18 protein-coding genes are annotated in these 21,324 nt (G+C 63.0%); 8 read left to right on the top strand and 10 right to left on the bottom strand.

What is annotated here, in order from left to right:
* Positions 1-64 precede the first annotated feature (64 nt).
* Positions 65-2,470, top strand: a complete 2,406-nt coding sequence (locus tag PMI38_RS18745) for a sensor domain-containing diguanylate cyclase (protein WP_008097198.1) — start codon at positions 65-67, stop codon at positions 2,468-2,470.
* A gap of 125 nt (positions 2,471-2,595) precedes the next feature.
* Here PMI38_RS18745 and dacB read toward each other — a convergent pair whose 3' ends face one another.
* A complete protein-coding gene (gene dacB, locus PMI38_RS18740) occupies positions 2,596-4,059 on the bottom strand; it encodes a D-alanyl-D-alanine carboxypeptidase/D-alanyl-D-alanine endopeptidase (RefSeq protein ID WP_008097197.1) in 1,464 nt (487 codons plus the stop codon).
* Between the two features lie 190 nt (positions 4,060-4,249).
* On the opposite strand from dacB, the gene PMI38_RS18735 reads away from it, so the two are divergent.
* Positions 4,250-4,594 (top strand): YggL family protein, encoded by a 345-nt coding sequence (locus PMI38_RS18735; RefSeq protein WP_008097195.1) that lies wholly within the window; start codon positions 4,250-4,252, stop codon positions 4,592-4,594.
* A gap of 38 nt (positions 4,595-4,632) precedes the next feature.
* Here the strand turns inward: PMI38_RS18735 and PMI38_RS18730 are convergent, their stop codons facing one another.
* The 7 genes from PMI38_RS18730 to PMI38_RS27130 form a co-directional block, all read right to left on the bottom strand.
* Positions 4,633-8,235, bottom strand: coding sequence for an ATP-binding protein (locus tag PMI38_RS18730; protein ID WP_008097193.1), 3,603 nt, complete (start codon positions 8,233-8,235; stop codon positions 4,633-4,635).
* Positions 8,236-8,243: 8 nt separating this feature from the next.
* Positions 8,244-8,864 (bottom strand): response regulator transcription factor, encoded by a 621-nt coding sequence (locus PMI38_RS18725; protein WP_008097187.1) that lies wholly within the window; start codon positions 8,862-8,864, stop codon positions 8,244-8,246.
* 278 nt (positions 8,865-9,142) lie between these two features.
* Complete coding sequence (locus PMI38_RS18720; RefSeq protein WP_008097185.1) at positions 9,143-10,474, bottom strand: deoxyguanosinetriphosphate triphosphohydrolase; 1,332 nt, start codon at positions 10,472-10,474, stop codon at positions 9,143-9,145.
* Positions 10,475-10,575: 101 nt separating this feature from the next.
* Entirely contained in the window at positions 10,576-10,905 is a 330-nt protein-coding gene (locus PMI38_RS18715; protein ID WP_008097183.1) for a hypothetical protein, read from the bottom strand.
* Positions 10,902-11,276, bottom strand: coding sequence for a phage holin family protein (locus PMI38_RS18710; RefSeq protein WP_008097181.1), 375 nt, complete (start codon positions 11,274-11,276; stop codon positions 10,902-10,904). The genes PMI38_RS18715 and PMI38_RS18710 overlap by 4 nt, the downstream gene beginning before the upstream one ends.
* Before the next feature lie 9 nt (positions 11,277-11,285).
* Entirely contained in the window at positions 11,286-11,600 is a 315-nt protein-coding gene (locus PMI38_RS18705; RefSeq protein WP_008097180.1) for a DUF883 family protein, read from the bottom strand.
* A 92-nt stretch (positions 11,601-11,692) separates the two neighbouring features.
* Positions 11,693-11,926, bottom strand: coding sequence for a hypothetical protein (locus tag PMI38_RS27130; protein ID WP_157214878.1), 234 nt, complete (start codon positions 11,924-11,926; stop codon positions 11,693-11,695).
* Between PMI38_RS27130 and PMI38_RS18700 the strand changes: the two genes are divergently transcribed.
* The 5 genes from PMI38_RS18700 to PMI38_RS18680 all read left to right on the top strand — a co-directional run bounded on the left by PMI38_RS18700 (position 11,925) and on the right by PMI38_RS18680 (position 15,296).
* Entirely contained in the window at positions 11,925-13,133 is a 1,209-nt protein-coding gene (locus PMI38_RS18700; protein WP_008097179.1) for an ammonium transporter, read from the top strand. The genes PMI38_RS27130 and PMI38_RS18700 overlap by 2 nt on opposite strands.
* Positions 13,134-13,206: 73 nt before the next feature.
* The gene (locus tag PMI38_RS18695) at positions 13,207-13,446 is read left to right on the top strand and encodes a glutaredoxin family protein (protein ID WP_008097177.1); all 240 of its coding nucleotides are present in this window, start codon (positions 13,207-13,209) and stop codon (positions 13,444-13,446) included.
* 108 nt (positions 13,447-13,554) lie between these two features.
* On the top strand, positions 13,555-13,986 hold the full coding sequence (locus tag PMI38_RS18690) for a D-Ala-D-Ala carboxypeptidase family metallohydrolase (protein ID WP_008097176.1): 432 nt from the start codon (positions 13,555-13,557) through the stop codon (positions 13,984-13,986).
* 65 nt (positions 13,987-14,051) lie between these two features.
* Positions 14,052-14,381: a hypothetical protein gene (locus PMI38_RS18685; protein ID WP_008097175.1), complete on the top strand. Its 330-nt coding sequence runs from the start codon at positions 14,052-14,054 to the stop codon at positions 14,379-14,381.
* Between the two features lie 30 nt (positions 14,382-14,411).
* Positions 14,412-15,296, top strand: coding sequence for a pseudouridine synthase (locus tag PMI38_RS18680; RefSeq protein ID WP_008097174.1), 885 nt, complete (start codon positions 14,412-14,414; stop codon positions 15,294-15,296).
* Between the two features lie 202 nt (positions 15,297-15,498).
* On the opposite strand, the gene PMI38_RS18675 is transcribed toward PMI38_RS18680, so the two are convergent.
* Together PMI38_RS18675 and acnA are read right to left on the bottom strand one after the other, a co-directional pair.
* Complete coding sequence (locus PMI38_RS18675; RefSeq protein ID WP_008097173.1) at positions 15,499-17,064, bottom strand: methyl-accepting chemotaxis protein; 1,566 nt, start codon at positions 17,062-17,064, stop codon at positions 15,499-15,501.
* A 112-nt stretch (positions 17,065-17,176) separates the two neighbouring features.
* Complete coding sequence (acnA, locus tag PMI38_RS18670; protein WP_008097172.1) at positions 17,177-19,918, bottom strand: aconitate hydratase AcnA; 2,742 nt, start codon at positions 19,916-19,918, stop codon at positions 17,177-17,179.
* 220 nt (positions 19,919-20,138) lie between these two features.
* Between acnA and rlmM the strand changes: the two genes are divergently transcribed.
* Complete coding sequence (gene rlmM, locus PMI38_RS18665; RefSeq protein ID WP_008097171.1) at positions 20,139-21,203, top strand: 23S rRNA (cytidine(2498)-2'-O)-methyltransferase RlmM; 1,065 nt, start codon at positions 20,139-20,141, stop codon at positions 21,201-21,203.
* Positions 21,204-21,324 lie beyond the last annotated feature (121 nt).

Here is a 21,324-nt window from a genome sequence, read left to right as displayed (position 1 = left end):
CCAATAGCTATAACTCAGCACAGGGCCAGACAATCGCAGGACGCTGACGTGACGAGATCGATCTATGTCGAAGTATGGCGTGCGTGCGAAGGTGCTGGGCCTGTGCCGAGAGGCGATGGCCGCCTGGGCGGTGGCGCTGGTGGCGCTGGTGGCCGGCGGCTTGCTGTCGGCCGGCCTGGCACTGGCCACGCAGGCCTTCTACAAGCAGCAACTGCGCCAGCGCTTCGAGCTGCTGGCCAGCGAGCGCTATAGCCGTATCGCCGAACGCTTCGACGACCAGGAACAGCGCCTCGATGGTCTGCGGCGCTTCTTCAGCTTCTCCAACGAGATTACCCCCCGCGAATTCGACGGTTACGCCCAACCCTTGTTGCGGCGCACCCAGGCCTACTCCTGGGCGCCGCGGGTCGAGCATGCCCAGCGTCGCGAGTTCGAACGCCAGGCCAGCGCCAGGCTGGGGCAGGCATACGAGATCCGCGAGCAGGATGGCCAGGGTAACTGGCAGGCGGCGCCGCCTCGCGACCATTACTTTCCGGTGCTCTACACCCAGGCCATCCAGCAGCAGGGCCAACCCTACGGGCTGGATCTGCGCAGCCAGCCTGCACGCGAGCAGGCCCTGAAGCGTGCCGTGCTGCCTGGCAGCATGGCGGTGTCCGAGCCGTTGGACATGATCAATGTCGCAGCGGGCTACAGTCGCGGGCTGTTGATGGTCGCGCCGGTGTTCTCTGATAAAGAGCCCGATAGCGAGGCCCCAGGCGCCCCCGTCGGCTACGTCATGGCGTTGCTGAACCTGAGTCAACTGATCAGCGATGGATTGCCGACGACCGGCGAGGACAACCTGGTGGTGCGCATCGTCGACTCCAGCGGGCGCGATGGCCGTGAAGTGTTGTTCGACTCGCAGAACCCGCCGGCATCCTTGGCGCTGGTGAGCAGCCAGTTGCTGCACCTGGCCGACCACCACTATCAGATCGATATCCGCCCGAGCCAGGTGTTCATGCAGGGCAATCGCTCCTCGGCAGCATTGGCGGTGGGGTTTCTGGGTGGCTTGCTGAGCCTGTTGCTCAGTGCCTTGCTCTACAACCTGTTCAGTCAACGGCAGCGGGCCTTGAGGCTGGTCGAGCAGCGCACCTTGGAGCTGCGCGTCAGCGAGCAGTCGTTGCGCGAAACCCACAACCAGCTGCGCAGCGTGCTCGACGCCGCTACCCAGGTGGCCATCATCGCCACCAGCCTCAAGGGCGTGGTCAGCACTTTCAATGCCGGTGCCGAACGCATGCTGGGCTATTTGGCCGCCGAGGTGGTTGGGCAGCTTCGGCTGGAGAATCTGGTACTGCCTGAAGAACTCAACCAGCGCGCCCATGCACTGAGCCTGCGCTACGGTCGTCCTATTGCCGGTGGCCAGGCCATGTTCGCCGATACCCTGCAGGAGGGTGGCGCCGAGCCCAGCGAGTGGACCCTGGTGCGCAAGGACGGTAGCCAACTGCTGGCCAACATGCTGGTCACCGCTGTGCTGGACGAGCAGGGGCTGTGGGTCGGATATCTCGCGATCTGCATCGATGTCACCGAGCGGCGCCGGGTGCATGAAGCGCTGGCACTGCGTGATCGGCTATTGGAAAAGCTCAGTGCGGAAGTGCCAGGGGGCATCTATCAATATCGGTTGGATGCCGATGGCCACTCCTGTTTCCCCTATGCCAGTGAAGGGCTCTTCGATATCTACGAAGTCGACCTGCAACTGCTGCGAGAAGACGCCACGGCGGTATTCGAGCGTATTCATCCCGAAGACCTGGAGCGTGTGCGCCGCTCGGTCCGCTATTCGGCCGAGCACCTGACGCCGTGGCGCGAGGAGTACCGCGTCTGCTTGCCGCGTGCCGGGTTGCGCTGGATACGCGGTGAGGCGACTCCGGAGGTGGGTGAGGAGGGCTGCACGCTATGGCATGGCTACCTGACCGATATCTCCGACCTCAAGGGCGTGGAAGAAGATCTGCGCACCCTGTCGGTCACCGATGCGCTCACCGGCATCCACAACCGCCGTTACTTCCAGGAGCGGATCAAGGTCGAACTGGACCGTGCCCAGCGCGAAGATCAGGACCTGGCGGTGATCATGCTCGACATCGATCACTTCAAGCGCATCAACGACCAGTTTGGCCATGCGGTGGGTGATCATGTGCTGCGCAGCTTGTGCCAGCGCATTGGCCAGCGGTTGCGGCGTACCGATGTGTTCTGTCGGTTGGGGGGGGAAGAGTTCATGGTGCTGTGCCCGGGCAGCAATGCCGAGCAGGCGCAGGTGCTGGCCATGGAGCTGTGGCAGGGGGTGCGCAGTGTGCCGGTCGAGGGGGTGGGCAAGGTGACTGCCAGTTTTGGCGTGGCAGGGTGGCGGCCGGGGGAGGGCGCCGATGCCTTGTTGTTGCGGGCGGATGCAGGGGTGTATGCCGCCAAGCAGGCCGGGCGGGATCGGGTTGAAGGGGAGCTGAGCTGAGTTGAGCGCCTTGGTGCCAGTGGCGGCCTCATCGCCGGCAAGCCGGCTCCCACAGGTACTGCGCTGAACTCAGCAGCGGGACTTCGGTGGGAGCCGGCTTGCCGGCGATGAGGGCGCCAGAAAGATCAGGGCGCGGTAGCTGCCGTGCTAGCCCCCATGGTCGGCTGGCGATAAAGGTCCAGCAACACCTGATCCAGCACCTGCGAAGCCCCCCACGGCTTCGGATCATTGAGGATCGCCGCCACCGCCCAGGTATTGCCATTGCTGTCACGGCTGAAGCCGGCAATGGCGCGCACGGTGTTCAAGGTACCGGTCTTGATATGGCCCTCACCGGTCATGGCGGTGCGCTTGAGGCGCTTGCGCATGGTGCCGTCCATGCCCACCAGCGGCATCGAGCTGATGAACTCGGCCGAGTACGGGCTGTTCCACGCCGCCTGCAGCAGCGCTGCCATCTCACGGGTACTGACCCGTTCGGCGCGCGACAGGCCCGAACCGTTCTCCATCACCAGGTGCGGGGCAGTGATGCCTTTCTTCGCCAGCCACTGGCGCACCACGCGCTGGGCAGCGCGGGCGTCGTCGCCATCGGCGTCCGTGCGGAACTGTGCGCCAAGGCTCAGGAACAACTGCTGGGCCATGGTGTTGTTGCTGTACTTGTTGATGTCGCGGATCACTTCCACCAGGTCCGGCGAGAAGGCCCGGGCCAGCAGGCGGGCGCTCTTGGGCACGTTCTCGACCCGGTCACGGCCCTGGATGCTGCCACCCAGTTCGTTCCAGATTGCCCGCACGGCGCCGGCGGCGTAGGTCGGGTGATCGAGCAGCGAAAGGTAGGTCTGCGAATTGCAGCCGTCGCCCAGTTGACCGCTGACTACCACACTGATGCCGTCGGGTTGGGCGACCGGGTTGTAGCGCACGTCGCCCTTGCATTGCTTGGAGGCAACCGCCTTGACCTGGTTGTCGATGCGAACGCTGGCGATCGGTGGCTCGACGGCGACGGTTACCTTGCCGCCGTCGTTGCGGGCGACGAAGCGCAGGGCCTTGAGATTGACCAGCAAGGAGTCGGGCTTGACCAGGAACGGCTTGTTGACGTCACCGCCATCGTCGTTGAACTGCGGAAGGTTAGGTTGCACGAAATGGCTGCGATCCAGCACCAGGTCGCCGGTAACGGTGCGCACGCCATTGGCGCGCAGGTCGCGCATCAGCAGCCAGAGTTTCTCCATGTTCAGCTTTGGGTCGCCACCACCTTTGAGGTAAAGGTTGCCGTTGAGTACGCCGTTGCTCAGGGTACCGTCGGTGTAGAACTCGGTCTTCCACTGGAAGGTCGGGCCGAGCAGTTCGAGAGCGGCGTAGGTCGTGACCAGTTTCATGGTCGAAGCGGGGTTGACCGACACATCGGCGTTGAACACGGTGGCCGTGCCGGGGCCGTTCAGTGGCAGCATGACCAGGGACAGTGCGCTGTCCTGCAGCTTGTTGGCCTTGAGCGCCTGCTGCACCTTGGGTGGCAGGGTGGTATTGACGGTCGCGGCCTGGCTGGGCAATGCGAACGGCAGCAGCAGGCCGGCGAGAACGAGGGGACGAAGCGTTTTGATCATATGAGATTAATACCCTGCGGACGAGGGAAAATGACAATGGGGGCTGTAAGAGGTGATGGCCCCCAGGACGAAATATAGTGCGCATTATGCCCCAACCGCAGCGCTCATTGCGCCACGTTCGACGGAAAAGCGCCGTTGCACCACGGAAACTGTTAAAGTGCCGCGCGTAATTACTCAAGAGGATTGTTTCATGGCTACCAACCGTTCCCGTCGTCTGCGCAAGAAGCTGTGCGTGGATGAATTCCAGGAGCTGGGTTTCGAACTGAACCTGGGTTTCAAGGAAGATCTGTCTGACGAAGCCATCGATGCCTTCCTCGACGCCTTCCTGGCAGAAGCCATGGATGCCAACGGCCTGGATTATGTCGGCGGCGATGACTTCGGCCTGGTCTGCTCGGCCAAGCGTGGTTCGGTCAGCGAAGAGCAGCGCGCCAGCGTCGAAGCCTGGCTCAAGGGCCGCAGCGAACTGACCTCGATCGAAGTCAGCCCGCTGCTGGACGCCTGGTATCCAGAGAAGCCGATCAACTCGGCTTCCTGATGCACGCTTGAGCGGCCGTCCGCACGGACGGCGCTCGATCAAGCCCTGGCCAGTTCCCTGGCCAGGGCTTTCTCCATGCGGCGCATATGCCGTGCCAATGCCTGCCGACGCAGCTTCAGCTGTGGCAGCGACAGATTCTCCTCGTCAAGGGCCTCGCAGGCCGACATCATGCCCCGTGCTTCCAGCATTCGAGCCGCGCTGAGGATTTTGTGCGCCTGCTCGCGAAGGGCAATGGCCTCTTTATCGGGGTTCAGGGCCATCAGTTCGGCCAAATCCTCTTGCAGGCTCTGGTGCAAGGCTGTGAGCAACCGATCACGCTCGTCCAGGTTGTCTCCTACGATGCTGCGCAGGCCCTGCAGGTCGAACGGCAGTGGTATGACTGCCCGCTGTTCGCGTCGGACAATGGTGGCCAGGCGCTGGCTGAGTGTGCGCAGGCTGATGGGTTTGAGCAGGCAGTCGTCCATGCCGACGCTCAAGCATTTCTGCCTGACTTCTGGCTGAGCATTGGCGGTGTAGCCGAGAATCACACAGCGTGGGCGCTTGCTGCGGCGCTCTTCGGCGCGAACGGCGGCGGCGAGCTGATAGCCGTTCATGTGCGGCATGTTGCAATCGAGGACCAGTACATCGAACAGCCCTTCACGCCATTTGTCGAGGCCTTCGCGGCCGTCACTGGCAGTGGTCTGGCTGAGGCCCAGGTAGGCTAGCTGCTGTGCCATCAACAGCAGGTTGGCTGGATGGTCATCGATCACCAGCACATTCAGTTGCGGGTCCGGGACCTCGACGTCGTCCTCCATTGGTGAAGGCTGTGGCGGCGCACCGACGCACTGCACTGGCAGGATCAGACGAACCTGGGTACCGAAATCCGGCAGGCTCTTGATGCTCAGCCTGCCACCCATCATTTCGCACAGGCTGCGGCAGATGGCCAAGCCCAGCCCTGTGCCTGCGCGGGCACCCTGGCTGTGCGGGTTGGCCTGGACGAAGGGGTTGAACAGGCGCTGCAGGTCATCGTCATGAATGCCGATGCCGCTGTCGCGCACTTCAAGCGCCAGGCTTGCGGTGCCCGTTGGCTTGGCGTCGCGCAGGCTCAGGCAGATGCGCACATGGCCATGCTCGGTGAACTTGATGGCATTGCTGACCAGATTGGACAGGATCTGCTTGAAACGCAGGGGGTCGAGCAGGGCATGGCAGCGGGCACCAGAGCCGATGATGACCTCAAGCGCCAGGCCTTTCTGCCGCGCCTGGCCTTCGAATATGCGGCCCACCGACTCGACCAGCGCCGCCACTTCGACCGGTTCCGGTGAAAGGCTCAGATGGCCGGACTCAATGCGCACGATATCCAGGATATCGCCTATCAGCCCCAGCAGGTCTTTCGCCGAATGGTGGGCGACCTCCAGCGAAGCAAGGTCAAGCTGGCCCTGATTGGCACGTTTCACTGCGAGTTCGAGCATGCCGATCACCGCATTCATCGGGGTACGGATCTCGTGGCTGATGGTGGCCAGGAAGGTGCTCTTGGCCCGGTTGGCGTCATCGGCTTGCTGCTTGGCCTCGCGAAGGTCCTGGACCAGCTTGCGACGTTCGCTGATGTCGATCCAGCCGCCGATGATGCCCTGCACTTCACCCAGCGAGTCGCGGTAAGGCAGGATCCAGTGGTAGATGGTGATCTCCTGCTCCTTGAGTCGCAACGGTCGGTCCACCACCAACGGCACACCTGCGGCCATGACTTGCAGGTAGTCGGCCTGGATCTGCCGAGTATGCTCCGCCGGGGCGAACAGGCTGTCTTCCACACTTTTGCCCAGCACCTCGTCAAGGCTTGCCTGAACCGCCTCCAGGTAGCTGGCGTTGCAGCTCTGCAGGCAACCGTCACGGTCTCGCACATACATGGGATGGGGCGTGCCGTTGAGCAGCGCACCCATGAACTCCAACTGATCGCCGAGGGCACGTTCGGCACGTTGGCGCTGCTTGATCTGGCGCCGCAAGCGGGCGTTCCAGATCAGCGCCACCAGCAGAAGCAGACTGGTGCCCAGCAACACTTGCAAGGCCAGGCGGCGAAACTCGTCCCAATTGTTGTCGTCATGCAGGCTGTAGTCTCGCCAGCGGTTATTGATGCCCCCCATCTCTTCCGGCGAGATGCTCAGCAAGGCCTTTTCCAGGATCGAGGCGAGTGCGGTGGCCTGGGCGGTGGTGGCCATGGCGAAATTCGCCGGTTCACTACCCACCGTACGGCGAATGACCAGGTCGTCGTTGCCTGCCAGGGCGTGGTTGGCATCGATCAGCGTGGTGATTACGGCATCGACGGCGCCACTGCTCAACAAGGCCATGGAGTAAAAGGGGCTTTCGGTCTCGATCCAGCCGGTTTGCGGATAGTGGCTTGCCAGCAGTTCGGCCATGGCGCTGTAGCGGGTAATTGCGATGCGGCGCCCGCGCAGTTGCTCAAGCGACGCGTACTGGGTGTCTTGCTCACGGGTCACCAGTACGTGAGGGCTCTCGAGGTAGGGCCGGCTGAGGTGCAGGTGCTCTTCGCGCATGCCATCGACAGCCAGGGCGGCAATCATGTTCACGCGCCCGTCTTCCAGGCGGGCAACCATGTCGGCGATACCGTTGGCGCGCTGCACTTCGAAACGCAGCCCGGTGCGCAGGCGAATCAGCTCCAGCAGGTCGGCGGTTATGCCACGGAAATGGCCCGTGGCGTCGAAATAGGAGAGCGGGGCGGCTGTCTCGTCGATGGCCACCTGCATGATCGGGTGCTCCTGCAACCATCGGGCTTCTACCGCCGTCAGGTGTAGTTTGCGACTGCTCAACAGCTGCTCGCCGCCGGCACTCCAGCGCTTGAACAGGCTGGTGCGCACGGCGCTAGGCTGGTGGTCGATAGCGGCGTTCACCAACTCGATGAGCAACGTATCCCGGGCCCGGATGGCGAAGCCGAAACCAACGCTTTCGTGCTCGCCAAAACTGGCCATGCGCAAGCGTGGCAGGTGGCCGCGGTTGAGCTGGAAGTGGGTTGACAGGGTATCGCCAAGGAACACGTCGGCTTGCCCGAAAGCGACGGCATTCAGGGCCTGGGAGGAGGAGCCGAAGGCCATCAGTTCGGCCTTTGGATAAGCCGCAAGAACGTCCTGGATGGGCAGGTAATGGTAGAGCATGCCCAGGCGCATGCCGTTCATGTCGGGACCGAGCGCTCGGTGCTCATCCTCGCGGGTGACCAATACCGGCTGGTCGATGGCATAAGGGTGCGAAAGCGCGAGGCCATCAGTCGCGGCTTCATAACCGTTGGAACTGCCGAGCAGGTCGATATCGCCCCGTTTGAGCGCAGCCACTGCCTCTTGCCGGCTGGAGTAGCGCAGCACGTTGATCGGCAGCTGCAAGGCTTTGCCGATCAGGTTGGCATACTCGGCGGTCAGGCCTTGGTAGTCGCGCCCTCCACTGGTGATATCGAAGGGGGGGTAATCAGGCGCTGATGTACCCAGCGTAAGCTGTTGTCTTCCCTTCAGCCATTGTTGTTGCGGCGGTGTCAGTTGCAGCCTTACCGCTGCAGCCGGAGAGCGGGCCAGCAGGGAGTAAGGCGTGGCCTCTTGTTCCAAGGCTTGGGTTCGGCCAGCAGCCAATGCCAGGCAGGCGAACAGCACGCCAATGAATCGCGCCATCGGCGACCTCAGACCAGTGCGTTGCGTTTGGCCATTTCTATGAGATCGACCAAGGTGTCGACCTGCAGTTTCTGCATCAGGCGTTTCTTGTAGGTGCTGACAGTCTTGTTGCTCAAGAACATGCCTGAGGCAATTTCCTTGTTGCTTCTTCCTTGGGCAAAAAGTTGCAGAACCATGAGTTCGCGATCATTGACCTGGCGGAATAGCCTGAGGTCGGCTTCCGCTGTTTCGTGGTCGTGGTGAACGGCCTGACTTGGGAAATAGTTGTATCCGGCAAGTACGGCTTTTATCGCACTGAGCAGTTCACTCAGATCTTCTTGCTTGCACACATACCCGGCGGCTCCCGAGTGCATGCAGCGTAAGGCGAACAGTGCCGGTGATTGCGCAGTGAGAACAAGCACCTTGGAGGGTAGGGCCATGGCCTGAAAGCGCGAAAGCACCTCCAGGCCGTCCAGCCTGGGAATACTGATGTCGAGAATCACCAGGTCTGGGAGGGTTTCGCGAATCATCTGCATGGCATCGACGCCATTGTCTGATTCGCCAACGATCTTGTAGTTCTGGTTCTCGAGCAACATACGGACAGCCAGGCGAATGACGGGATGGTCATCGACTATGAATACGGTGTACATGTTCAAGTTCCCTGCGGCAGATGACGAAGGCAGGGCGCACCTTAACCTAGTTGCAAGTCGCCGGGGGTGCGAGGAGTGGCGAATAGGTTCTTATGGGAAATTGCCTACAAGAGAAATCAACTAACGCTACGAAGTGTAATAAATTGATTCTCTGCCACTGCAGTTTTAGCAGCTGTTGGGTTGTTCTCGTCATGCGTGTTTATTGATTAAACGTCAATTGTAGGAAGCGTCCTACAAAGATGCCGCTGGCTGGTTTGGCCAGGCGGCATCGCCCAGGTTCAGGTCGGGCTGGACCGGCCGGTCATTTCCCGGGCCATTTCGCTGGCATAGCTGTCGGTCATCCCGGCGATGAAGTCGATCATGCGCAGAAAGGACCTGTACAGCGAGTCGTGCGGACTGGGAGCATTACTGCCGATCAGGTCCAGGACACGCTGGCTCTTGAACGAAGGCGTGCGCCCACCGTGCTGTTCGAGGGCGGCAGCGCAGAACGTGTTGAGGAGGATTTCCAGGGTGGTGTAGGCACCAATCTCGTGCAACGTCTTGCGTTTATCCTGGAAGATCTTGTTGCGCGCCATGTCCTTGGCCTGCAGCACGCATCGCTTGGCCGGACCGTGCATGTGCTCGACCAGATCGCCGCTCAACTGCCCGGCAAGCAGCGCTTGCTGTTGCTCGACGAAAGCGTGCGCGGCGGCGTTGGTCAGGTGCTCGATGGCCTTGCCGCGCAGAATCGCCAGTTTGCGTCGCCGGGAGTCCGAAGGGCCGAGCTGGCGATAGGTTTCGGGCAGGTCATCGCCGACCAGGTCAAGCAGCAGTGCTTCGACTTCGGCGTAGTCCAGCAGCCCCATCTCCAAGCCGTCTTCCAGGTCGATCAACCCATAGCAGATGTCGTCCGCGGCCTCCATCAGGTACACCAGCGGGTGGCGAGCCCAACGCTGCGGTTCCAGCAGTGGCAGGCCCAGCTTGCGGGTGATCTGTTCCAGCAGCGGCAGCTCGCTCTGGTAGCAGCCGAACTTGTGCTTCTTGTAGCCCAGGGCATCGGCGTGCCGTGCTGTCCACGGGTATTTCAGGTAGGTGCCAAGGGTGGCGTAGGTCAGCCGGGTGCCACCCTCGAACTGATGATATTCAAGCTGGGTCAGTACGCGAAAACCCTGGGCATTGCCTTCGAAATTGAGAAAGTCGCCGCGCTCGTCGTCGCTCATGTCATCCAGGCAACCCCGTCCAGCGGCCTGCTGGAACCAGTGGCGGATGGCGTCTTCACCGGAGTGGCCGAACGGCGGGTTGCCGATGTCGTGGGCCAGGCAGGCGGACTGCACGATCATGCCCAGATCGCTGGGAGCGCACCAATCAGGCAGGCTGTCACGCAGCGTTTCGCCCACGCGCATCCCCAGAGAACGGCCTACGCAACTGACCTCCAGGGAGTGTGTCAGGCGTGTGTGGATATGGTCGTTGCTGGAAACGGGATGGACCTGGGTCTTGCGCCCCAGGCGACGAAATGCGCCTGAGAAGATGATCCGGTCGTGGTCCTTGTGGAAGGGGCTGCGCCCCAGTTCCTCGGGGCTGTACAGGGCTTTGCCCAGACGTTCGCGGGTAAGCAGGGTATGCCAGTCCAAGGCTCGGTCTCCTGTCGATCGAAGGGCATAGCATCCTGCGTCAGGCAGGGCGGCGCAAGGGGGGGCAGGGGGCACCGTTACCGAGGCAGCGGTGCCCACGATCAGGGGCGTCGCCCTGCTTGCAGGTAGAGGCGTATCAGCGGCAGCAGGCTGCTGCCCAAACGCACCAGGCGGCTCAGGTTCCCGCTGCGTACGCCCTTGCCGGTCAGGAAACCCAGCGCCACGACTGCGCCAATGCCCCACAGGGGCGCGTGCTTGATGCCCAGCCCTTCGTGCAGCGACCCGCCCATGCCGCGAAGCCGCTGTAGCGGTTGCAGCAACTGTCCCGATTCGTGGCGGATTTCCTGGCGATGCATCTCCATGCGCAAGCGCAGCAGCGCCTTGCGCAGCTCCCGTGGGTTTCGGGTGTTCGGCAGCTCAGGCAGGCTCATGGCAACAGGCGCTCCCGGTCCTTGGCAAGTTCCTCGAGGGTGGCGCCGAAGGGCGACGACTCGTCGAACACCGCAGCCTTCAGTCGTACCGCGCAATACAGTGCGGCGATGCCATAGAACACGCACAGGCCGATGATGCCGGCCAGGCGATAACTGTCCCACAGCAGCACCAGCAGCAGGCCCGACAAGGCCGTCAGCAAGAGCAGCGCGAACACCAGCGCCAGCCCTGCGAACAGCAGCAAGCTCAGGGTGCGTGCCTTCTGCTCCTGCAACTCGATGCCGAACAGCTCGATGTGGCTGTGCAGCAGCCCCAGCAGTGCTGCGCCCAGGCGCTTGCCCGAAGCGCCGCTGGCAATGGCGTCATTCTCCATGGGGGCTCCTCAGCGTCGATTGGCCAGCAGGCCGATCAACAAGCCGACACCGGCGGCGATGCCAATGGCCTGCCAAGGGTTTTCCTGAACGTATTGCTCGGCGCTGCCCAGCGCCGCCTGGCCGCGTTCTCTCACCGAATCCTGGGTCAGTTGCAGTGTTTCGCGGGCTTGGGTCAGGCGCTCGTGAATCTGCTCGCGCAATTCGTCGGCCTGATCGCCTGCCAGGTTGGCGGTGTCGGCCAGCAGTTTCTCGGTATCACGGACCAAGGCCTGGAAGTCAGCCATCAGTATGTCTTGTGCAGTCTTTGCCGATTTGCTGGCCATGGGGCTCTCCCTGTGTGGTGTGTAGATCATTCGAGTTTGCCGGTGCGCGGAAGGTTCACTGTAGCGCTGGTATGGGCCTTGCTAAGCCTTGCTCAAAGGAACTTGCCACAACCTGGGGCTTTGCCCCGGGCCGTGCGCCGATCCAGGGCAAGCACGTCCGGCGGATACCGATAAACCTTAACCCAATCCTCGACAAACCCAAGAAAAAACCACGCAGGCTTCGCCCGGTTCGACAAAACAGGGCAGGGAGCTGGCACCGATTCGGTGCAGGGATGCAGGTTCTTGAACTGTCCTGGTGCCTTTTTCAGCAGGTCTGCCTCTTTCATGGAAAACATGCACAGCGCAATGGACTCACTGGTCCACGGTTCCAACACCCTGTTCATCCTCATGGGCGCCATTTTGGTGCTGGCCATGCATGCCGGTTTCGCGTTTCTCGAAGTGGGCACGGTACGCCACAAGAACCAGGTCAATGCCTTGTCGAAGATCCTCAGCGATTTCGCCATCTCGGCATTGGTGTATTTCTTCATCGGCTACTGGATCGCCTACGGCGTGAGCTTTCTGCACCCGGCGGCGCAACTGGCGGCGGACCATGGCTATGCCCTGGTCAAGTGCTTCTTCCTCCTGACCTTCGCTGCCGCGATCCCGGCGATCATTTCCGGTGGCATCGCCGAGCGGGCCCGCTTCCTCCCGCAGCTGTGCGCCACGGCGTTGATCGTGGCTTTCATCTACCCGTTCTTCGAAGGCGTGGTGTGGAATGGCAACCTGGGTATCCAGGGTTGGCTGCAGGCACGCTTCGGTGCGCCGTTCCATGACTTTGCCGGTTCGGTGGTGGTGCATGCCATGGGCGGCTGGCTGGCGCTGGCGGCGGTGTCGCTGCTGGGTGCGCGGCGCGGACGCTATCGTGAGGGGCGCCTGGTGGCATTTGCGCCGTCGAGCATCCCGTTCCTGGCGCTGGGTTCGTGGATCCTGATCATCGGCTGGTTCGGCTTCAACGTGATGAGTGCCCAGACGCTGCAGGGTGTCAGTGGCCTGGTGGCGATCAACTCGCTGATGGCCATGGTCGGCGGCACCTTGGCGGCCTTGCTGGCCGGCCGTAACGATCCAGGCTTCTTGCACAATGGGCCGCTGGCCGGCTTGGTGGCGATCTGCGCTGGCTCCGACCTGATGCACCCGATCGGCGCGCTGGCTACCGGGCTGGTGGCGGGTGTGCTCTTCGTATGGAGCTTCACCGCTGCGCAGAACCGCTGGAAGATCGACGATGTGCTGGGTGTCTGGCCGCTGCATGGGCTGTGCGGGCTGTGGGGCGGCATTGCCTGCGGCATCTTTGGGCAGTCTGTCCTGGGCGGCATGGGAGGGGTCAGCCTGATCAGTCAGCTGATCGGCAGCCTGGCTGGGGTGCTGGTCGCACTGGCCGGCGGCTTTGGCGTGTATGGCCTGATCCGTAGCATGCTGGGCCTGCGCTTGAGCCATGAGCAGGAATTCCAGGGTGCTGACCTGTCGCTGCACCGTATCGGGGCCACCAGCCAGGATTGAGCGAGGCAAGGTGCGCAGGGGGCGGGACGGACCTAGAATAGGTATCTCTCCAATCCCAACCGAGCCTTACTCCATGCTGCCTGAATGCCAACTCTTCGGCACCGTCGGCTGCCACTTGTGCGAAGTGGCCGAAGCCGTGTTGATGCCATTTGTCGAACATGGCTTGTTGGTCGAGCTGGTCGACATCGCCGATAACGAGGCGCTTTTCGAGCGCTATGGCTTGATCATCCCGGTGCTGCGTCGTAGCGATACGAGTGCCGAGCTGCACTGGCCGTTCGATGCCGAACAGGTGGTGGCGTTTCTCGCGCAGTGATGACGTTTGTGGAGCTTCATCCCTGCGCCATGATGAATGCTGCGTCGCGATGATCGAGTGCCGGCGCGCTGACGCCGGCATCTCTCATGGGTCATCAGGAACTCAACCATGCTCATCACTCCCCATTTCACGCTCAATGAAATGATCGCTTCGCAGCTCGCCGCCAGGGAAGGGCTCGACAACACCCCGCCACCTGAGGCGCGCGCCAATTTGCAGTTGCTGTGCAGTGCGCTGGAACAGGTGCGCGAGCTGTTCGACGCGCCGATCATCATCTCCAGCGGCTACCGCAGTGCCGCAGTCAACGCGCGTATAGGCGGCTCGCCGACAAGCCAGCATTTGCAGGGCTTGGCGGCTGATTTCACGGTAGTCAAGCTGACCCCTCGCGACGTCGCGCGCCGCGTCAGCGAAAGCGCCGTTTCCTTCGACCAACTGATCCTCGAGTTCGACCAGTGGGTGCACTTGTCGGTGGCGCATGCCGCGCCCCGGCGACAGGTGCTGACCATTCGCAAAGGCACCGGCTATCTGCCGGGGCTGCAATGAACCGCATTGACGGCGGCAGCGGGATGTTCGTATGCTGTATATAAATACAGTATCGAGGTGAATCCATGCTCAACGTCGAGCAACTCAAGTACAGCGTCAACCGCATGCCGGTAGAGCGGGTGTGTGACGCTGTGCTGGAATTGCGCCTTGAAGGCCTGGTTACCGATGACCGAACGCCGTTCGGCAAGGTCCACTTCAATACCTGCTTCGCCGAGATCGAAGCCCTGTTCCAACGCGCCGGCTATCACCGTGGGCTGGACGTGGTGGGTTATCAGGGCTTGCTGTATGCGCTTTATGACCCTGGCCGCTGGGAGCCCGTGCAGGTGTTGCGCTGGCTGAAGGAGCGCAGCGAGCAAGGGGGCGAGGCTGGTTGCGCTGCCGGGCTTGAGGGATAATGCCCGGCTTTGATCGACTCGAGTCCCGCCATGTCCAGTCCTTTCGACCCCGCCCGTCAGCAAGCCAGCACGGTGTGCCTGCCACCTGGCAACTGGGCCACGGTGCTCGATTGCCTGTGCGACCACTTCAAGGCCATTGGCCGCGATCAATGGCTCGACCGATTTGCCCGTGGCCGTGTGCTCGACGCCGAAGGGCAGGCGGTCGCCGCCGATCTGCCTTACCGCCGCGGCATGCGGTTGCATTATTTTCGTGAGGTGGTCAACGAGCGGCCGATCCCGGTGGAGGAAACCATCCTGCACGTGGACGAGCATCTGGTGGTGGCCGACAAACCGCATTTCCTGCCGGTCACACCAACCGGCGAGTATGTCGAGCAGACTTTGCTGCGGCGCTTGATCCGCCGCCTTGATAACCCGCACCTGGTGCCGCTGCACCGGATCGACCGGCATACGGCAGGCCTGGTGCTGTTTTCCGCCAACCCGCAAACCCGCAGCGCCTATCAGCGGATGTTCCCGGAGCGGCGTATCGACAAACGCTACCAGGCCATCGCCGCAGCCATGCCCCAACGGGATTTCCCCTTGGTTCACAAAAGTCGGCTGGTGCATGGCGAGCCGTTTTTCCGCATGCATGAGGTGGAAGGGGCGGACAACAGCGAAACCTACGCCGAAGTGCTGGAGAAGCAGGGTGAGCTGTGGCGCTACGGCCTGTCGCCGGTGACCGGCAAGACCCACCAGTTGCGGGTGCACATGGCGGCCTTGGGGGCGGGCATCTGCAATGATCCGTTCTATCCCGAGCTGCTCAAGGAAGACGACGATTATCAGCGGCCATTGAAGCTGTTGGCGCACAGCTTGCGCTTCAGCGACCCGTTGACGGGCGAAGAGCGTTACTTTGAAAGCCGCCTGACGCTGGATTGGTAGGCGGTTGCAGTCTGTGATGGCCCTATCGCCGGCAAGCCGGCTCCCACAGAGATAGCAGTGCCTTTGAGATCAGCGCTGTATCTCCCACAGGGATACCAGTGCCTTTGAGATCAGCGCTGTATCTCCCACAGGGATACCAGTGCCCTTGAAATCAGCGCTGTACCTGTGGGAGCCGGCTTGCCGGCGATGGGGCCACGCGAGCTTAGCGGTTGAAGCGCTCCACCAGCGAGTACTGCCCACCTGCCGTGGTGCTCAGCGCTTCACTGAGCAACGCCGAATGCTGCGCCTGTTCGGCTGTCTGGTCGGCAAGTTGGGCGATGGTGCTGATGTTGCGGCTGATCTCGTCCGCCACGGCGGTCTGTTCTTCGGTAGCCGCAGCAATCTGGGTGGCCATGTCGGTGATGTTGGCCACTGCCTCACTGATGCCGACCAGCGCCTGGTCGGCCTGCATCACCCGTTCGACACCTTCCTGGGCCTGGCGGTGGCCGCTTTCCATGGTCTGCACGGCGTTGTTGGCGGTTTGCTGCAGCTTGGCAATCAGGCCGTGGATCTGCCCGGTGGACTCGGCGGTACGCTGGGCCAGTTGACGCACTTCATCGGCGACTACTGCAAACCCACGGCCCATTTCGCCGGCACGGGCGGCCTCGATGGCGGCGTTCAATGCCAGCAGGTTGGTCTGGTCGGCAATGCCCTTGATCACATCCACCACACCGCCGATCTCGTCGCTGTCCTTGGCCAGTTGAGTCACGGTCGCGCCGGTTTCGCCCACCGCGCTCGAAAGGCGCTCGATGGCGTCGCGGGTTTCCCCGGCGATCTGCCGTCCCTGGGCAGTCAAACGGTTGGCTTCCTGGGTGGCGTCAGCGGTGCGCTGCACATGGTTGGCCACTTCCTGGGTGGTGGCGGCCATCTGATTGACGGCGGTGGCGACCTGTTCGGTCTCCACCCGCTGGCGCTCCAGCCCCGAAGAACTCTTGTGGGCCAGGTCATCGGACTGGCGCGCTTGGTCGCTCAGGTGTTCGGCGCTGTCCTGCAGGCGGGTCAGGCAGGTTTTCAGGCGCGCATCCTGGCTGAGCATGGCCATTTCCAGGCGTGCCTGGACGCCACGGCTGTCGGTGAACATCTGCGCGATCAGCGGGTCGGAGGTGGTTTGTTCGGCCAGACGCAGCAAGCGCTTGAGGCCCCGTTGCTGCCAGCCCAGGCCCAGCAGGCCGAGTGGCACGGACAGGGCAGCGGCCAGCGCGAAGCCCCAGGAGTGACCCAGCCAGTTGCCAATCAGGAAACCGACCTGGCTGACCAGGATGAACGGCAACCAGTCCTGCAGCACCGGTAGCCATGTGTCACGGCGCGGGATCGCGGTCTTGCCCTGGTTGATGCGTTGGTACAGCGCTTCGGCGCGGCGGATCTGCTCGGCGCTGGGCTTGACCCGCACCGACTCGAAACCGACCACCTGGTTGTTGTCGAAAATCGGCGTGACGTAAGCGTTGACCCAGTAATGATCGCCGGATTTGCAGCGGTTCTTGACGATGCCCATCCACGGCAAGCCTTGCTTGAGGGTTTGCCACATATGGGCAAAAACCGCCGACGGTACATCGGGGTGGCGCACCAGGTTGTGCGGCGCACCGGTCAACTCCTCGCGCGAGAAACCGCTGATGTCGATGAAGGCATCGTTGCAGTAGGTGATCACACCCTTGGCGTTGGTGGTGGAGATCAACCGCTGTTGTGCAGGGAAGGTCCGTTCCCGTTGGGTAATCGGCTGGTTGTTACGCATGGGTCGAGTAATCCGCAAGGCTTTCGATGGGTATCGGCAGGCCGGCGGTTTTATTGAATGAATATTTGCAGGGCGCAGGGTGGAAGGGGCCGCAGTGCGGCCCCAGCCGGCTCTAGCTCGCGATCAGTTGGCGCAGCACGTAGTGCAGAATGCCGCCCGCCTTGAAGTACTCCACTTCATTGAGCGTATCGATCCGGCACAGCACCTCGATCTGCTGCTGTTGTCCATCCTCTCGGGTGATGCGCAGGGGCAGGGTCATGCCAGGTTTGATCGGCGCGCCAGCGAGTCCCACTACGTCGATCTGCTCCTTGCCGGTCAGCCCCAACTGCTTGCGGTCGTGCCCAGCCTTGAACTGCAGGGGCAGCACGCCCATGCCCACCAGGTTGGAGCGGTGGATGCGCTCGAAACTCTCCGCCAGCACTGCCTTGACCCCCAGCAGGTTGGTGCCCTTGGCCGCCCAGTCGCGACTGGAGCCGGTGCCATACTCCTGGCCGGCGATCACCACCAGTGGAGTGCCCTCGGCCTGGTAACGCATGGCGGCGTCATAGATCGACAACTTCTCGCCCGTGGGCACGTGCAGGGTATTGCCGCCTTCTTCACCCGCAAGCATCTCGTTGCGGATGCGGATGTTGGCGAAGGTGCCGCGCATCATCACCTCATGGTTGCCGCGCCGAGAACCGTAGGAATTGAAGTCGCGCGGCTCCACGCCCTTGCCGCGCAGGTAGCGACCGGCCGGGCTGTCGGCCTTGATGTTGCCGGCCGGGGAGATGTGGTCGGTGGTCACCGAGTCGCCGAGCAGGGCAAGGATGCGCGCGCCCTGGATGTCCTTGATCTCAGGCAGCGGGCCGCTGATTTCGTCGAAGAACGGTGGATGCTGGATGTAGGTGGAATCGTCCTGCCATACATAGGTGGCCGCTTGTGGCACTTCGATGGCCTGCCATTGGGCGTCGCCGGCGAACACCTCGGCGTACTCCTTGTGGAACATCGCGGTGTCGACCTGGGCCACGGCAGCGGCGATTTCCTGCTGGCTGGGCCAGATGTCGCGCAGGTAGACCGGTTGGCCATCCTTGCCGGTGCCCAGCGGGTCGCAGGTCAGATCGATGCGTACGCTGCCAGCCAGGGCATAGGCCACCACCAGCGGTGGCGAGGCCAGCCAGTTGGTCTTGACCAGCGGATGCACGCGGCCTTCGAAGTTGCGGTTACCCGATAGCACCGAGGCGACCGTGAGGTCGGCGCTGGCGATGGCCTTCTCGATGGCCTCGTCCAGTGGGCCCGAGTTGCCGATGCAGGTGGTGCAGCCGTAACCGACCAGGTCGAAGCCGAGTTCGTCGAGGTAGGGGGTGAGCCCTGCGGCGTTGTAGTAGTCGGTTACGACCTTGGAGCCGGGTGCCAGAGAGCTCTTCACCCAGGGTTTGCGTTGCAGGCCTTTTTCCAAGGCTTTTTTCGCCACCAGACCGGCCGCCATCATCACGCTGGGGTTGGAGGTATTGGTGCAGGAAGTGATCGCCGCGATCACCACGGCGCCATCGCGCAGGGTGTAGGTCTGGCCCTGGTGGCTGTAGTCGACCTCGCCGGCCTGGTCGGCATTGCCCACCGCCACGCCGCCACCGCCCTCGCTTTCCAGGCGGCCGACCTCCTTGGCCAGTGGCTTGGGCTGCAGTTCGATGAAGTGGTCGAAGGCCTGCCGGACCTGACCCAGGGCGACCCGGTCCTGTGGCCGTTTCGGCCCGGCCAGGCTGGCTTCGACTTCGTTCATGTCCAGCGCCAGGGTGTCGCTGAACAGCGGCTCCTGCCCCGGCAGGCGCCACAGGCCCTGGGCCTTGCAGTACTGCTCGACCAGTTGTACCGCCTCGCTCGGCCGGCCCGACAGGCGCAGGTAATCGAGGGTGACCTCATCGACCGGGAAGAAGCCACAGGTGGCGCCATACTCGGGCGCCATGTTGGCGAGGGTGGCACGGTCGGCCAGGGGCAGGTCGGCCAGGCCGTCACCGTAGAATTCGACGAACTTGCCGACCACGCCTTTCTTGCGCAGCATCTGCGTCACGGTCAGCACCAGGTCGGTGGCGGTGATGCCTTCGCGCAGCTTGCCGGTGAGCTTGAAACCGATCACCTCCGGGATCAGCATCGACACCGGCTGGCCGAGCATCGCGGCTTCCGCCTCAATGCCGCCTACACCCCAGCCGAGCACGCCCAGGCCGTTGATCATGGTGGTGTGCGAGTCGGTGCCGACCAGGGTGTCGGGGAAGGCATAGGTGCGGCCATCCGCTTCACGGGTCCAGACCGTGCGCCCGAGGTATTCCAGGTTGACCTGGTGGCAGATGCCGGTACCAGGCGGTACCACGCGGAAGTTGTCGAACGCGTCCTGGCCCCAGCGCAGGAAGGCGTAGCGTTCGCCATTGCGTTGCATCTCGATGTCGACGTTCTCGCTGAACGCCTGGGGCGTGGCATAACGGTCGACCATCACCGAGTGGTCGATCACCAGGTCCACCGGCGACAGTGGATTGATCCGCTGTGGGTCGCCACCGGCCTTGGCCATGGCGGCGCGCATGGCGGCCAGGTCGACCACCGCCGGCACGCCGGTGAAGTCCTGCATCAGTACCCGCGCCGGGCGGTACTGGATCTCGCGATCGGAACGGCGTTCCTGCAGCCAGCCGGCGAGGGCGCGCAGGTCGTCGCCGACGACGGTTTCACCGTCTTCCCAGCGCAGCAGGTTTTCCAGCAGTACCTTGAGCGACATGGGCAGGCGCTGCAGGTCGCCAAGCTGTCGTGCGGCCTCGGCGAGGCTGTAGTAATGGTAGGTGTGGCCAGCTACCTTCAAGGTCTTGAGGGTGTTCAGGCTATCGAGCGAGGGCATTGCCAACTCCTTCTGCACCGGTGCCCGGCCTGTGCTGTTGGCCGGTGTCACCGCTCTGTTTCGGCCCGCACGGCACGGACCTGGCTGAAAGGTCAGGTTAGACCGCTTTGGTACCCCTGACCCTTTTCTGGACCGGCGGGGCGTGTCGCAGGTTCCGAACTTCCTTTATCATCGCCGCCCTGCCGGCGCCCGTGGTGCGCCAGCCGTAGTGGAGTGAGAAATGAATACCCTGTTCATGCATTGCCGGCCCGGTTTCGAGGGTGAGGTCTGCGCCGAGATCAGCGAGCAGGCCGCCCGCCTGGGGGTTGCTGGCTATGCCAAAGGCAAGGCGCACAGCGCTTGCGCCGAGTTCGTCTGTGCCGAAGCCGAAGGTGCCGAACGGTTGATGGCGCAGCTGCGCTTCGCCCAACTGATCTTCCCGCGGCAGTGGGCGCGTGGCTGCTACATCGAACTGCCGGAGAGCGATCGCATCAGCGTGCTGCTCGAGCACCTGGCCGGGCTGCCGGTATTTGGCAGCCTGTGGCTGGAAGTGCTGGACAGCAACGATGGCAAGGAGCTGTCGACCTTCTGCCGCAAGTTCGAGGTGCCGCTGCGCAAGGCGTTGGAAAAGGCTGGGCGTCTGGTCGATGACGCCAGCCGGCCGCGCCTGTTGCTGACTTTCATCAGTGGGCGGCGGGTGTTCGTGGGCGTGGCCGAGGCGAACAACAGCGCGCTGTGGCCGATGGGTATTCCGCGCCTGAAGTTCCCGCGCGAGGCCCCCAGCCGCTCGACGCTCAAGCTGGAAGAGGCCTGGCACCAGTTCATCCCGCGGGAACACTGGGAGCAGCGCCTGGGCGATGACATGACTGGCGTCGACCTGGGTGCCTCGCCAGGTGGCTGGACTTATCAGCTGGTGCGTCGCGGGATGCTGGTCACCGCCATCGACAACGGCCCAATGGCCGAAAGCCTGATGGACACTGGTCTGGTTGAGCATCTGATGGCCGACGGGTTCACCTGGCAGCCGAAGCAGCCGGTGGACTGGATGGTGTGCGACATCGTCGAGAAGCCGGCGCGCACCACCGCGTTGATCGAGACTTGGCTGGGCGAGGGGCTGTGTCGTGAGGCGGTGGTCAACCTCAAGTTGCCGATGAAGCAGCGCTATGCCGAAGTGCGGCGTTTGCTGGATCGGATGGAAGCGACGTTCAAGGCGCGCAAGGTCAAGGTGTCGATCGCCTGCAAGCAGCTGTATCACGACCGTGAGGAAGTGACTTGCCATCTGCGCAGGCTGGACTTGAAGCCTCGATAGCACGCGGTCGCCTGTTTTTGCCTTTGCCTTTGCCTTTGCCTTTGCCTTTGCTTCTAAGCGCGGGGTAGTTCAGTCACCGCCAATTGCGACTTCAGGAGGCCGAGTGGAGGTCTTGCGGAGG

Source organism: Pseudomonas sp. GM84 (assembly GCF_000282535.1).
Classification (GTDB): Bacteria; Pseudomonadota; Gammaproteobacteria; order Pseudomonadales; family Pseudomonadaceae; genus Aquipseudomonas.
The sequence above is the reverse complement of the archived record's forward strand: the minus strand, read 5'-3'. Positions and strand labels throughout refer to the sequence as shown.